Source organism: Cellvibrio sp. OA-2007 (genome assembly GCF_000953825.1).
GTDB lineage: Bacteria > Pseudomonadota > Gammaproteobacteria > Pseudomonadales > Cellvibrionaceae > Cellvibrio.
Window position 1 is genome coordinate 38,942 of the sequence record NZ_BBUL01000082.1, and the last position, 15,771, is coordinate 54,712.

At 46.1% G+C, this 15,771-nt stretch carries 9 protein-coding genes; all 9 read left to right on the top strand.

The genetic code is table 11. From position 1 onward, the window contains the following. The first annotated feature begins 23 nt into the window (after positions 1 to 23). Positions 24 to 1,127: a flagellar basal body P-ring protein FlgI gene (locus AWU77_RS06270; protein ID WP_062060442.1), complete on the top strand. Its 1,104-nt coding sequence runs from the start codon at positions 24 to 26 to the stop codon at positions 1,125 to 1,127. Beyond that, on the top strand, positions 1,128 to 2,318 hold the full coding sequence (flgJ, locus tag AWU77_RS06275) for a flagellar assembly peptidoglycan hydrolase FlgJ (RefSeq protein ID WP_062060444.1): 1,191 nt from the start codon (positions 1,128 to 1,130) through the stop codon (positions 2,316 to 2,318). Positions 2,319 to 2,322: 4 nt separating this feature from the next. Then, positions 2,323 to 5,121: a flagellar hook-associated protein FlgK gene (gene flgK / locus AWU77_RS06280; protein ID WP_062060446.1), complete on the top strand. Its 2,799-nt coding sequence runs from the start codon at positions 2,323 to 2,325 to the stop codon at positions 5,119 to 5,121. Between the two features lie 206 nt (positions 5,122 to 5,327). Further along, complete coding sequence (gene flgL / locus AWU77_RS06285) at positions 5,328 to 7,235, top strand: flagellar hook-associated protein FlgL (RefSeq protein WP_062060448.1); 1,908 nt, start codon at positions 5,328 to 5,330, stop codon at positions 7,233 to 7,235. 151 nt (positions 7,236 to 7,386) lie between these two features. Beyond that, complete coding sequence (locus AWU77_RS06290; protein ID WP_062060450.1) at positions 7,387 to 7,713, top strand: flagellar protein FliT; 327 nt, start codon at positions 7,387 to 7,389, stop codon at positions 7,711 to 7,713. A gap of 214 nt (positions 7,714 to 7,927) precedes the next feature. Further along, complete coding sequence (locus AWU77_RS20890) at positions 7,928 to 9,988, top strand: flagellin (protein ID WP_062060451.1); 2,061 nt, start codon at positions 7,928 to 7,930, stop codon at positions 9,986 to 9,988. A 68-nt stretch (positions 9,989 to 10,056) separates the two neighbouring features. Then, positions 10,057 to 10,446 (top strand): flagellar protein FlaG, encoded by a 390-nt coding sequence (locus AWU77_RS06300; RefSeq protein WP_062060454.1) that lies wholly within the window; start codon positions 10,057 to 10,059, stop codon positions 10,444 to 10,446. Between the two features lie 425 nt (positions 10,447 to 10,871). Beyond that, positions 10,872 to 12,941 (top strand): flagellin, encoded by a 2,070-nt coding sequence (locus AWU77_RS20895; protein ID WP_062060456.1) that lies wholly within the window; start codon positions 10,872 to 10,874, stop codon positions 12,939 to 12,941. A gap of 120 nt (positions 12,942 to 13,061) precedes the next feature. Next, entirely contained in the window at positions 13,062 to 15,713 is a 2,652-nt protein-coding gene (locus AWU77_RS06310) for a CHASE domain-containing protein (protein ID WP_062060458.1), read from the top strand. Positions 15,714 to 15,771 lie beyond the last annotated feature (58 nt).

Genomic DNA, 15,771 nt, shown 5'->3' on the forward strand with positions numbered 1-15,771 from the left:
TTTGAGTGAACGAGGTACTTTGTATGCGTAATATCAATCTAGTCATTGTTGCGATTGTGTTGCTGTGCAGTGCGGCAGCACAGGCAGAACGCATTAAAGATATCGCAAGTGTTGCTGGTGTGCGCGCCAACCAATTAGTGGGTTATGGCTTGGTAGTGGGCTTAGACGGCACTGGCGACCAAACAACCCAATCACCTTTTACCACCCAATCTTTCAACAGTATGTTGAAGCAATTTGGTATTACCGTACCGGAAGGTGCGCGGATGCAAATGAAAAATGTGGCAGCGGTGATGATTCAAGCGGAGCTGCCTGCATTTGCCAAGCCAGGTCAAACGCTAGATATCACTGTATCTTCCATTAGTAATGCAAAAAGTTTGCGCGGTGGCAGTTTGTTGGTGACACCACTTAAGGGATTAGATGGCAAGGTTTACGCAGTTGCTCAAGGCAATTTAGTGGTTGGTGGCTTGAGCGCATCGGGTAATGACGGCTCAAAAATTACCGTCAATATTCCCAGTGCTGGGCGTATTCCTGGCGGTGCAATTGTCGAGCGGATGGTGGAAAATAATTTCGCCGGTGGTCAGCCGATTGTATTTAATCTGCATCGCGCCGATTTCACTACCGCCAATGCCTTGGCAAAAAGTATTAATGCTTTATTGGGGCCAGATGTGGCGCGCCCAATTGATGCTGTGTCGATTATGGTTAGCTCACCCGCGAACCCTGCACAGCGGGTGGACTTTATTTCAATGTTAGAAAACCTGCAGGTGACCATGGGTGAAGAAGTTGCCAAGGTCATTATCAATTCACGCACCGGCACCATTGTGGTAGGAAAAAATGTGCGTGTGTCACCGGTGGCGGTGACGCACGGCAGCCTGACCGTATCGGTAGCTGAAAGTTTGACGGTTAGCCAGCCCAATGCGTTAGCCGATGGCCAAACGGTAGTGGTGCCAAGCAGCAATGTGCGCGCCGATGAAGAAGTTAACCCTATGTTTAAATTTGCCCCTGGCGCGAATCTGGATGACATAGTGCGGTCGGTTAACAATGTTGGGGCTTCGCCAAGCGATTTAATGGCGATTCTTGAGGCGCTAAAACAATCAGGTGCTCTTAAAGCAGAATTGGTGGTGATCTAAATGTTACCTATTGATGCAGGTGCCAAAATTTCTGCGGTGCAGGATTCTTATCTTGACCCTAATTCGCTTAATTCGATTAAAGCAATGGGGCGCGATAAAGATCCGCAAGCATTAAAAGAAGTCGCCAAAAAATTTGAAGCCATGTTTGTGCAACAAATGTTAAAAACCATGCGCGAAGCGAATGAAGCGTTTGGTGAAGGCAACTACTTTGATAGTCAAACAACACGCTTTCATCGCGATATGCTCGATCAGCAAATGGTACTTAATCTAACCAGTGGCCGTGGCATAGGTTTGGCTGATCATTTTTATAAACAAATGTTGCAAAACTATGGTGCTGGTATGAAACCGGAATCTGGCGCAGCAGGGTCATCAATGCAGGATATAAGCGGCATGCTGGATCATGCTGTGGAATATAAAAAAGCCAGTAATGCAGATGTTGGTGTGGTGAATACAGATGACTTGGATAATTGGATCAACGACTTTATTCGCATGAGCGATAACGCCCAGTTGCAAACAGTTTTGTCGGAAGCTGAATCAGATCAGCAAGTTCAGCTACCGGTTCACTACGGTATTCCTCATCTTCTCGCCAACAAAATAATGACGGGTAGCCAGCGCGCAGGACAAAAGGCCAGTATCAGCAGCACCCAAGAAAATTTTGTCATGCTGTTGAAACCTCATGCTGAAAAAGCAGCAGCTGAGTTGAACATTAGCCCCGAGGTGTTAATTGCTCAGGTCGCGTTAGAAACGGGCTGGGGCAAACATGTGATTCACAATAAGCAAGGCGAGAATAGTTTTAATTTGTTCAACATCAAAACCGGCAGCCAGTGGCAGGGCGACAAAGTCAATGTTGCTACGCTTGAATACCGCGATGGCATTGCCGTGAATGAAAAGGCCGATTTTCGCAAATACCGCGATTATGCCGATAGTTTTTCTGACTATGTGCGCTTAATGAAAAATAGTTCGCGTTACGAGAAAGTATTGCAGCAGGGAACCGATTCGGCTGGTTACGCAGAGGCTTTGCAGTCAGCTGGTTATGCGACTGACCCTGAGTACGCGAAAAAAATAAAACAGCTTTTAAATACTGATGCGATTAAATCATTGCGTGAGTTAAGCCCGCTTGATGAGGTAAAAACCACGGCGCAATCTATTCTCTCTTTAGCGACGGCTGCGCGCCGTCAATTAGTGGAGTAATCCTATGTCAGGTCTCCTCTCAAATGCTATTTCTGGATTGCAGGCAAGCCAAAATGCCCTACGCACGGCAGGGCACAATATTTCCAATGCTAATACGGCAGGTTATTCGCGTCAGGAAGTTAACTACGTTACTCGCCCAGAGCAAAACATTGGTGGCGCTGGTTTTATTGGTTCCGGTGTTACAACCCAATCTATTGAACGTGTGGTGAGTGAGTTTGCTACAGCACAGTTGCGCTTGGATTCCTCGACGTTTAATCAGCTGAATAAATTCAACACTAATATTGGCAAGGTAGATAAGTTATTTGCGGATGTTAGTACCGGTTTGGCTGGTGCATTACAAACGTTTTTTGCATCTATGCAAAATGGCGCGAACGATCCAGCCTCCACCCCGGGTCGGCAACTTATTGTGACTGAAGCGGAGAGTCTGAGTGTTCGATTTAATAATTTACATCAGCGTTTAACCGATATTGAAAGTTCGGTTAATGGTGAGGTGAGAACTGTTACCGCACAAATGAATTCATTGGCCAGCTCCATTGCATCGCTAAATCAAGCAATTGGCGAGCAGCGCGCATCGGGCAGCGGTAATCCACCCAATGATTTGTTGGATAAGCGCGATGAAACCTTGCGTCAACTCTCTGAATTGGTATCACTGCAAGTGGTTAATCAAGGTGATGGCGATGTAAATGTCTTTATTGGCAATGGTCAGCCTTTGGTAATTGGCACTAAAGCCAGCGTATTTAGTGTGACCAATGATGGAAAAATGCAGCTAACCGGCAATAATTCTAATGCCGACGTCACCGCGCAAATATCGGGTGGACAGATTGGCGGGTTGTTGCATTTTCGCAGTGAAGTATTACAGCCTTCGATGAATGAATTAGGGCGTATTGCACTAACTATGGCTGATCAGTTTAATACTCAGCAGCAAGAGGGTATTGACCTTGATGGCGACTATGGCCAACGGATGTTTGGCGATATTAATGATCCGGTTTTGGCAGCTAACCGCGTGGCCCATGGTTCCAATGCGCAGCCTTATGATCGCGTAATTTCCGTCACCATTGATGACACCAATAAATTAACTACCAGTGATTACCGTTTTGAAATTGCGCCTGGTTCCAGCAATTATTTGGTGACGCGCCTGTCAGATAAAACCGTCGTAGAGCAGGGTACTCTATCGGGTGCTTACCCGGCAAAAATTTCATTTGACGGTGTCAGCATCAACTTGACTAGCGGTTCATTTCAGGGAGGCGATAGTTTTACTATTCAGCCCACCAAAAATGGTTCGCGCGATATTCGCTCAGAAATTAAACGCCCGGAAGATATTGCATTTGCATCGCCCATACGTACGGCAGGCAGCACCAGTAATTCAGGTAGCGGTCTTATCAGTGCGGGCGAAGTATTAAGTCTGGTGGATCAAAACGGTAATCGCTTGCCCGCTTTTGCAAATCCAAAAACATTATCACCGCCGATTCTAATTCGCTTCACCTCTGAAACAACCTATGAAGTGTTGGACAATAGCGACCCGGCTAATCCTAAAGATTTGGTTCCCGCCATGCGCGACCAAACCTTTATTCCCGGTGCCAACAACAATATTTTTACGACTGATATTGGTGAGACGCGGGTGACTGGAAAGGGAGAGCGGGTTGGTTTGCCTGAAGGGCGCCTTGTGCAAACAATTGATCCTCTCTCCGTGCCTGCAGGTTTGGCGATGACGGCGGCGAGTTTGCCGCAGGCAAACGGTTATTTAGCGGAGCAATTAAATTTTACTTTTAAAAATCCGGATACCGGATCGATTAGTAATCGAACCATCACTACAGTATCGGGTGCATCTGCTATGCAAACCGCGGCGCAGATCAGTGCGTTGCCAGGGGTGACCGCTAATGCAGTGACAACGGCAACAATTACCGATATTAATTTTGATCCATCCACCTACGCGCCCCCATTACAGTTGTCTGTAAATGGTGAAAATCTATTGGAATACAATCCGTCACTTACTGCATTTGGTTTTGATGTGCCCGATCCAAATCTGGATGAGGCGGGTTTCAATACCTATTTAGCAAATCGCATTAATTCGAATTCCAATTTAAAAACCTTGGGTTTTTATGCGCAAAGCGGTAGTAATCCTGTTACGGGTGCGCCGGAGTTGCGAATTGTTGCATCTTCCGGTGTCAACATTGATATTCGCTTAAAAGCATCAAACGGTGCGACGAATTCAATTGATGTGAACGACAGTAACGGCAACCCGAATGTCCGCTTGATGGGTATGGATGCAGGCGGCGGGGAGCAAAGTGCGATTACGGTGGGCGGCCGGATTGATATCACCATGGCCAACGGCATTAGCCTGCAAACCTCGCCTACTAATAGCCCGCTCTTTGGCGATAGTAGCTTGGCGACGTTTGCGCAATCTTCTTTTATTGGTTATCAAGCCGCCATTAACGGGCAACCTAAAGCAGGTGATACGTTCACTATAGGTTTTAATACCAATGGTAAAAATGATAACCGCAACGCATTGTTAATGGTCGCACTGGAAACTCAATCGACTATGCAAGATGGCACCATGAGTTTTGGTGATGGTTATGGAAAGCTGGTTGAAGAAGTGGGAACTAAAAGTAGCCTTTCAAAAATTAATACCGAAGCCAGCAAAAGTTTATTAGAGCAAAGCCAAACCATGCGCGACCAAATTTCCGGTGTAAATTTAGATGAAGAAGCAGCTGATTTAATTAAGTTTCAACAGCTTTATCAGGCTAATGCGCAGGTTATTTCGGTCGCGCGAGAATTGTTTGATACCTTGCTTAATTCTCTCTAGCTCTAGCGCTTTGAGCTGGTTCTCTCTGTATATCTGTTTTATTCAACTGTGGCTTATTTCTCAATTGCCTCCGGTATTTATCCGGAGGCACGAATATTGTTTCGTTATGAAAAGTTGGAGTGCTTTGTGCATTACTACGGTATGAGCACCAGTGTGGGCAAACTATTGCCGCCTTGCAAAAAATACCGTTAAAGCGGGAGTAAATAATGCGTATCTCTACCTCACAAATTTACAATATCGCCACTTTGGGTATTAGCCAGGCACAAACTGCCCTCGCGAAAACACAAGAGCAATTGTCGACGGGTAAGCGCGTGCTTTCACCGGCAGATGACCCAGTTGCGGCAACGGCCATATTGCAATTAAATCAGGAGTTGGCGCGCACAGAACAATATAAAAAGAACGTCGATGTGGCCGACAACAGTTTGGATTTGGAAGAAACCAATCTGCAATCCATTGTGGACTTAGTGCAGAAAATGCGCACGATTGCGGTATCCGCAGGTAATACTGCGGTAATGACCCGAGAGAACTATTTGTCTCTCGCGGCGGAAGTAGATACACGCATTGCAGAGCTTGTTAATTTACAAAATACGCGCAATGCCTCTGGGCAATATATTTTTGCTGGCTATCAGAGTGATACTAAGCCTTTTGTGAGTGATGGTGGCGGTAATTATTCTTACCTTGGCGATGAGGGGCAGCTGCGTTTGCAGGCATCTGCATCGGTTAGTGTGGCGGTGAGCGATTCCGGGAAAAGATTATTTGTCGATATCCCCAGTGGCCACAATACATTTACAACATCCGCCAACCCTAGCAATAAAGCTGTTCCTCCCGCACTGATATCAGTAGGTCAAGTCTTTGATCAGCAAGAATTTGACAAGTTGTATCCTAATGATTTAGTGGTGACCTTTACCAAATCAGGCTCTACCGTTAATTTTACGGTGAGCGAGCGCGCCTCGGGTAAGCAGCTGCTAGTGAATCAGCCTTATATGGCAGGACAGGATATAGAGGTGGCAGGCGCGCGCTTTAAAATTCTTGGCAATCCTTATCCGGGTGAATCGGCCATTGCTGGCACCATACCGTTTGATGTGGCTGCGCCAGTAAGCGCCATTAATCCGGGTGATACATTGCGCATTACCGTGGGTGGCAAAACGGAGGAGTTTACTTTTCCCGCAGGTGTTGTAGCTGGTGATACTACCGGGTTTGTTGCAGCATTAAACAATGGCGCAGCAGTGCCGCCTGCGCTGCCTACGGGCAATGCAGCAAGATTGGCAAATTTAGGCATTAGTGTTGATGCGGCAGGCTTCTCGAGTGCAACAGGGTTAAATATTACGTTGACCGATGGTGTGGGTACTAGCGCTGCAGCCATGATGGGCGCAAACGGTACTCGTTCAGTGAACATGCCTTTTCCTGTTGCTCCTGCCACTATTACACCACACGATTTTTCTACTGCACCGGCGAGTTTTCAAATAGAAGTAAATGGTAAAACTGAAACGCTGACATTTAATCAAAACATTACGAATCAAACTCAGCTGGCGGCAGCTTTTAATGACCCTGCCAATGCGGCACAACTAGTGCGTTTGGGTTTATCTGTTACCGATAAAGGTATTATTTCTAACAATAATTCCACTATCACCGTTAAAGGTGGTAATACTTTTCTGGATGGTGTGATGGGTTTTGCTACCCAAGGTGACGGCAGTAAATCTACTCGTGGAGTGTTGGTGAAACCTGGCGATAGTTTTTTTATCGACTCGTCAGATAAGCAGGCGCTGCTCACTACGCTTTCGCGCTTTAGTGAGGCAATGAAAAATGTCGTCGATACGCCAGAGAGTAAGGAGGAGCTAGGTAAGCTTGTTGCTAAAACCCTAACCAATCTAACGAACGTGGTTACTAATTTGGTTGCGGTACAGGGTGAGGTGGGGGCACGCTTGAATACCTTGGAGAGTTCGGCATCATTAAACTTGGATATTATTTTATTTACCCAGACCACGTTATCTAATTTGGAAAGCGTGGATGTTGCAGAAGCGACTATACGCCTATCAATGCAGTCGCTAATTTTAAATGCCTCCCAGCAAAGCTTTGCTAAAGTCAGTCAGTTAACATTGTTCAGCTATTTATAGTTTCTTTTGGTTATTGGGAGTTTTTGCGCATCTTCTTCTATTGAATGAGTGCCGTTGGGGGCTTGAAATCTCTTCGGCTGATTCATTATCTTTTGCTAATCTTGAGATATGGCGTTAGTCTGCTGTTGACTCACTATGAAGAGCTGTATTTATGGATATTGATCCCCTGTTAGATCCACTTACCCGCGCACTCAGTCAGTCCCACGCATTGTTATCCCTTGCCCAGGCGGGCGATTGGGAATCCTTTGAGACATTGGTGCAGCAGCGTCAACAAGGGTTGCTGTCGCTAAATGATCACGAATATTTGGAATCCTTGGCACAAGCCGATTTAGAAGCAAAAGCGGCTGATGTGATTCAGGAAATCCAGACCATCAATAAGACTCTTGCCGAACTTGCTGAGTCTCATCGAGAAAATGCAGCGTCAGAATTACGTCAAAATAATCGTACCGCAAAGGCCATAGATGCCTACGGGCAGTAATTTGACGTGGCCTGTTGTTTTATAACTGTTTTAAACGTTTTTTGTCTTTTACTGCTATAAATAATTGGGTTCTGCAATAAAAAAACGCTAAAGCTACTCCGGAATGTGTCGATAACCTGTTTAGAAGTGCTGATTAGTCCGTTGTTCTCAGACTTCATCAACCGACTTGTTATAGCAGCCAGACTGCACAAGACATTAACTCTGGAGATTCATCATGGCCTTAGTAATTAACACAAACGTCGCCTCTCTGAATGCTCAACGTCAGTTGATGAGTTCAGGCAATGCGCTTGACCGCGCAACTGAGCGCTTGTCATCAGGTGCACGTATCAACTCAGCAAAAGACGATGCTGCCGGTTTGGCAATTGCCAACCGTATGACTTCTCAAGTCCGCGGTCTGGATCAAGCAGTTCGTAACGCCAACGACGGCGTATCCCTCATTCAAACAGCGGAAGGTGCGCTGTCAGAATCTACCAACATCCTGCAACGTATGCGTGAACTGTCGGTACAGTCTGCGAACGGTATTTACACCGCGAGCGACCGTAAAACACTGGATGCGGAAGTAAAACAACTCGTATCTGAATTGGATCGTATCGCTAAAACCACCTCGTTCAACGGCCAAAATCTGTTAGATGGCAAGTTGGGCAAAATTGATTTGCAAGTGGGTTCAAGTGCTAACCAAACTATCTCACTGAAAGTGCCAGCGATGGACGCTAAAACCTTGGGCATGGGTTCAACCAGTGTGGATTTAATGGGCGGTGCGTTTGCTATTGACTCACTCACCACAACCGATGTTTTGAGAGAGGGAAGTGTTTTAATTAATGGCCAGTCAATTATTAAAGGTACCGATACTTTTGATGGTGCCGGTGCTGGTGCAACTAATAGTGATCAAGCACTTCTTGATCACATTAATAAAAATGTTAATGGTGTGACAGCATCTACTTATGCTGTTGCAACTGCCACTGACGCGGGTGACGGAGTGTTGACTGCTACTGAATCAGTCACTGTGACTCTAACCAATCTAGATGGCACTACGACTGCTATTGATATTGGCGGCGGTTCAACTGGTACAGCCAGCTTGTCTGAACTGGTTGATAAAATGAATGCGTCAAGTGGCGGTAAATTTAGCGCAAGCATTGGGGACGATGGGAAAGTATCAATTTCTGCCGAAAATGTATCTTCAATTGCTTTCACTGATGCCGGTGGCGCTTTAGGCACTATAGCTGACTCAAATGCTCGTATTGTACTGAAAGCGGATAACGGTGACCCAGTTACTGTAACCCGTGGTTCTATCGGAACCTTGGCACAATTAAACTTCCTAGGTTTTCGCGAGAATGATAAAGCGGGCACTATAGAAGGCTTTGCAGTTGGTGCAGGTGCTTTGGCTGTTGGGGATCTCAAGATTAATGGTGTCGATGTTGGTTCAAGCGCTACTGCAGGTTTAACCGATAAATTGAAAGCCATAAATAGTGTATCTGATCAGACTGGTGTAACAGCGAAAGCGTTTTCCTCTGCTGTGTTGGATTTTAGTGCGGTGTCTTTGAGCGCACTTGCTGGCGGAGCTATTAAAATAAATGGTGTTGATATTACTGTGGCTGCAGGTACACCTACTACGACACTATCCACTATCGCATCAGTATTTAATGGAGTGACTGATAAAACTGGAATCACGGCTACAGTGAGCGGGACTCGTCTTCTTTTGGAGGGTAACACTAATGAAATTACCCTGGCCGACGGTGCATCAGATACAGTAGTGGCTGCATTAACAGGCACCAACGTCGCTAAATTTGGTAGCGGTGCGGCTACACCAGCAGATATTGCTACAGCAAGCGTTACCGCTGCTGGCGGTATTCAATTGGTAAGCAGCAATGGAAATCCTATCCAGGTAGACGTTAAAGATGCGACTGCGACCACTAAAACTGGTTTGATTGATTCAAACGTAAGTGCAGGCGGTTCATTCGGTGCAGCTATCTCCTCGATTAGCATTGACACCGCAGCTAACGCACAAAAGGCAATTAAAGTAATCGACAATGCACTGACTACCATCAGTGATGTACGTTCGGATCTGGGTGCTATCAACAACCGTTTGGATTTCACCATCTCCAACTTGGCGAACATCTCTGAGAAGACATCTTCAGCGCGTTCACGTATTACCGATGCTGACTTCGCCGCAGAAACCGCAAACTTGAGCCGTTCACAAGTATTGCAACAAGCGGCATCGGCGATGTTGGCTCAGTCTAATGCTCGTCCACAGCAAGTACTGTCTCTGTTGAGATAATGACTGATTCCTCTGCGCAATCTGGTTGATTAGGGTTGTGCAGAGGAATTCTTAGTGAGGATTTGGGTATGAATGAATTCACTAAAGTCACTGCGGGTCCGACACAGATTTCATCTGTGTCGGTTTCGCCACAAGCGGGCAGTGCAAAAGGTCAAAAAACCGGCAATGATTTGCCGCTTGCCGCTGTAGCGGCAAAGCCACAACCACAAGAACCCGTCAATTCTAAGGCGATAGAAGAGAAAGTTCAGGCCGCCGTTGCGCAAATGAATGAATATATTCAATCAACGCAACGCGATTTAAACTTCTCTTATGACCCTGATTCTGGCGAAACGGTGGTTAAGGTTTTGGATCGTGCAACACAAGAAGTTATTCGTCAGATTCCCGATGAAACCTTCTTGCGGTTAGCGCAAAAAATGAGTGTGGAATCATCTGGCTTATTGTTTAGCGCAAAAGCTTAAAAATCATTTAAAAACAAGTAGTTATCGTTTTTTATTTGGTGCTTTTTTAACTGAAAAGAGAGTCGTGAAAACGGCTCTCTTTTTTTATTTTGCAGGTTCACTTTTTTCAAAATTATTTTGTGTTTTCCAATCATTATTGACTGTGATTTTTACCGTCTTATCCGCATTTTTTATTTCCGCTTTTAATTGTATCTCGCCACTTTTTGTTCCGTTTAAAAATCGCCTGAAATTATCTTGGCACAGTCTGTGCAAAATCCTGTTTAGGCGACCCGTATAGAAATCCTGTTGGTTAATTATTTCTTACAAGTCTTGCCACGAAGTTCTCACAGACCATGCAATGCAGATTGTTAATGTCCCTGAGCTTCATCAGTCGGCTTGTCACAGAAAACGCACTGTGAACAGGAACAATCATTAGGAGATACATTATGCCTTTAGTCATTAACACCAATGTCGCTTCCTTGAATTCACAGCGTCAATTGATGAACTCAGGAAACGCGCTTGATCGTGCCAGTGAGCGTTTGTCTTCCGGGCAGCGCATTAACTCCGCTAAAGATGACGCCGCCGGTTTGGCGATTTCCAACCGCATGACCTCACAAATTCGTGGCTTGGATCAAGCGATTCGAAATGCTAACGATGGCGTGTCACTGATTCAAACTGCGGAAGGCGCTTTGCAAGAATCCACGAATATTCTGCAGCGTATGCGCGAGTTGTCGATCCAATCAGCGAACGGTATTTATTCCGATGCAGACCGCAAAACGTTGGATGCAGAAGTACAACAACTGATTCAGGAATTGGATCGTATCGCAACATCCACCTCGTTTAATGGCCAGAAATTATTAGATGGTTCCTTGGGCAAGGTGAATCTACAAGTCGGCTCTGATGCCGGACAAACCATCACCATGAAAATCCCGGCGATGGACGCCAAAACCCTCGGTATGGGCTTTGTTGGCGTGGATATGTTGGGTGGGGAAATTGATCTGTCGACATTGGCGATCAATGAAAATGACATCTTGATCAATGGTCAGTCGATTGCCAAATCGCTGGAAAGCTACCAAGGTTTTGCAATTGTTGGTCCACCAGCGGTTCCTGCGCAAACCATGGATAAATTGATCGATTTGATCAATAAAAACGTCCTGGGTATTGATGCCTCCACCTACGCCCAAGCGACTGCAACAGGGGCGGGTACGGGTGTATTGGAAAATGGTCAAGTTTTTGAAGTTGCTATTACCAAGCTGGACGGCACAGTTACAACGGTTCAGGTAACCAATACGCAAAACTTGAATCAACTGGCTGAAAAAATTAACACCGAAAGCGGTGGTCTGCTGAATGCGATTGTGGGTGATAACAGCAAACTGAGTATTGCCGGTATTAATGTTGCAAGCTTCACCATTACCGATGGTAGTGTGCCTGCTAACGCAGCCGGTGGTGGTATCGCGGGAACCTATGCTGGGCGGTTGGTACTGGAGTCTGAGCATGGTGATCCGATTACTATCACGCGTGGTTCAACTGGAACACTTGCACAGCTAAATGCACTAGGTTTCCGCGAGAATACCAATCCTGGCAACATTGAAGGTATTGGTATGGCCACACCGGCTGTACCTTGGAATGTGGGTGACCTCACCATTAATGGTGTAGCCATTTCCAATAAAAATACGGATTCTTTGGCTGGGAAAGTGGCTGCAATTAACGCAGCGCAAAATGACACGGGTGTTACAGCGGCAGCGTTTTCGTCGGCAACATTGGACTTTGCCGCAGCCACATTGTCTACCTTGGCAGGTCCTTTTGATTTAAATGGCGTGACCATTGATTTGGGGGCTGCATCGGCGACGCGAACCATTTCTGAAGTGGTTGCATTATTTAATGCGAGCACAGATGCAACGGGCATCTCTGCAAGTTTGTTGGGTACGCGAGTAGTATTGGAAGGTTCAACATCCTCAATAACCTTTAGAGATGGTGCGGCAGGTTCAGTCGCGACTGCTTTGGGTGGCGCTTTGCTTGCGCACTCGGACTTTGTAAATAACCCAACTCCTGCAGCAGTGGCTGACGGCAATAGTGTTAACGGTGGTATCAAGCTCAGCAGTACTAACGGCGCGCCGATCAGTATTAAGTTAGGTGCAAATGCAGACCCTGATACTTTGGGGATTTTGGAATCCAATGTTACGGCTGAGGGTGCGTTTGGTACTGCCATCGCTTCAATCAGTATTGATACGGCGGCTGGAGCCCAAAAAGCCTTAGGTGTAATCGACAATGCACTTACAACAATTAACGATGCTCGCTCGCAATTGGGTGCAATTAACAACCGCTTGGACTTCACCATGTCTAACCTGGCGAACGTATCTGAAAAAACCTCTGCATCGCGTTCGCGGATTGTGGATGCTGACTTCGCTGCAGAAACGGCCGCATTGAGCAGGGCGCAAGTTCTGCAACAGGCAGCTCAGGCGATGTTGGCGCAGTCCAATGCACGGCCTGAGCAGGTGTTGCAATTGCTTCGTTAATAGTGGCAATCGGCTTAACAAACCGCCCAAGGCTTGCTTTGGGCGGTTTTTTATTGTTTTTTTGTGCCATTGGGAAGGGACTCGACTAGGCTTAGGAAAGCTGAAAACGAGAGTCATTTGATGGTAAAAATTTGGCGTATGCCTGCAACACCTTGGGTGTTGCGTATTGTGTTACTTGCGCTCGCGTATTTCCTTGCTGGGCGCCTGTCGTTATTACTGGCAATTCCGCCCGGTTTTGTTTCTGGTTTATTTCTCCCTATGGGGATCTCGCTAGGGGCTTTATTGATATGGGGCTACCCCATGGCGATTGGCGTCTTCGTCGGTTCATTGCTACTCAATATTTCGGTTAGCCCTGCGCCAATACTGGAGTTGCCAGTAGTGTTACTTGCAGCGGAAATTGCTTGTGGCAGTGTTCTTGCGAGTGCTGCAGGAGCGTGGTTGATTCGTCGTTATATTGGATTCCCCAATAGTCTGACCGACGAGCGCAGTATTTTCGCCTTCTTTATTTTGGGCGGACCTATTGCTACCAGTATTAGTGCCACTGTAGGTGTGATGGCGTTATTTATGAGCGATGTGATTCCCGCCAAACAGGTTTTTTATAGTTGGTGGACCTGGTGGATAGGGGATGCAATTGGTGTTTTGATTGCGGCGCCGTTGGTGTGTGTCTTGTTTGCGGAACCGCGCCATTTTTGGCGAGGGCGCCGCGTGACAGTAGGTGTTCCAATTGTTGTAAGCAGTTTAATTGTTGTAGCTGTGTTTGTTATATCCAGCAACAACGAAAATAGAAAATTAAATGATCATTTTCGACAACAGGCCGGCTTGCTAGTCGGTTCGGTCGATACCGGTTTCTCATCGGTAGTGAATACACTAGCGACCTTGCGTTCATTTTTTATCGCGTCAGAAGAGGTGACTCGCGATGAGTTTGCTACCTATATAGAGCATGTGACGATTGGGCGTTATGGAATTACAGGGTTTTCTTGGAATCAGTTTGTTAAAGATGCCCAGCGCGCGCAGTTTGAAATTCAAAAAAGTCAGAGTTTAGGTACAGATTTTTTTATTAAAGAAAAAGACTCAACCGGCCAGTTTGTGCCAGCTTTGCGCCGTGATGAGTATGTAGTGGTTTCTTATATTCACCCTTGGCAAAAAAACTCAGTCATTATTGGGTTTGATGTTGCATCCGACCCTATTCGGCGCGAGGCGTTGTATCGTGCTCGTGAGTCGGGGGAATTTGCTATGACTCGCCCCGTGCAACTATTGCAAGATAAAGCCACATCGAGTGGTGTATTGATTTATCAGCCGGTCTACGATTCCGCGTCGCTCAAACTAAATCCGGTTGCGCGGGAACCTTGGTTAAAAGGCTATGTTACCGCTGTTGTGCGTATTGACGACCTATTGGCTGCCATAGTCAAACCCTATGCTTCAGGCGATTTTCAATTAACAATTACTGATATCACCGATGTGAGTGATCCCAAGCCTTTTTACCATACCCAGGAATTTAAAGTGCCCGCTTATGCGCACAGTTTGGCGTTGAGTCAGACTATGGCACTAGGGGGGCGGCAGTTATTAATTACAGTGACTCCCACAGAAAAATATCTAGTAGATCATGTGAGTTTACAGTCTTGGTTTGTATTGGCTGGCGGCTTGTTGTTTTGTAGTTTACTCGGTGGTTTTTTGTTATTGATCACGGGGCGCACTCAACATATTACGAATTTAGTTGAGCAGCGTACCAAAGAGTTAGCAGCGATTTTGGATAACGCAGTTGAGTCCATTTTAGTGGTAGATGAGCAGGGGTTTATTCAAAACGCCAATCCCGCCGCGGCACAACTCTTTAAATATCCCATTGCACAGTTTGCGTACTTGCATATCGGCGAATTGGTGCCATCTATGCGGCAAGGGTTAAACTTTACTGGTGATGATAATACCGCAACCGTATTAAGTGATGGACTGGGTCGCTGCAGTAATGGAAATGATTTGGAAATTGAATTGAGTATCAGCCCGGTTGCGCTTCACGAACGAAAGTTTTTTACATTTATTATTCACGACGCGTCTGCCAGGCGCAAAATGGAGCGGTTAAAGAATGAATTTGTTGCTACGGTCAGCCATGAGTTGCGCACGCCGTTAACTTCGATTAAAGGGGCGCTGAGCATCGCGCTGAGTGGAAAATTGGGTGAAGCTAAACTGCATGAGCTATTAACTATTGCCAGCAATAATGCAGATCGGTTGGCGCGTTTGGTGAACGATATTCTCGATATCGAAAAACTGGAATTTGGCAAGTTAACACTGACGCTGGAGCAGTGCGAAGTTTATCCATTGTTGCAACAAGCCATTGAACAAAATCAGGGGTATGCCGCACGTTATGGGGTGCAATTACAATTGGATGTTCCGGATGAGCAATCTATTCATTGCCTTGCCGCTATAGATCCACATCGTTTTCTACAAGTGATGGCAAATTTGCTGTCCAATGCGGTTAAGTTTTCTTATCTTGATGGTGTAGTGCGAGTACGGCTTACTAATGATGCGGAAAGCCTCAAGGTGGCGGTAAGGGATGAAGGGCAGGGAATCGCAGATGAATTCCGTTCGCGCATTTTTCAAAAGTTTGCCCAAAGTGACTCATCAGACACGCGCAATCGTGACGGTACCGGCTTGGGGTTGAGTATTTCAAAAATTATTGTTGAGCAAATGGGGGGCTCAATTGACTACAGTTCAACCTTGGGTAAAGGCAGTACATTCTATTTCACACTGCCGTTAACAACTAACGGCGGGGTGGGTTAGGTCAATTATTGATAATAAAAACATGTAATTGGCGCAGATCGTGCTCTTAACCAATGGA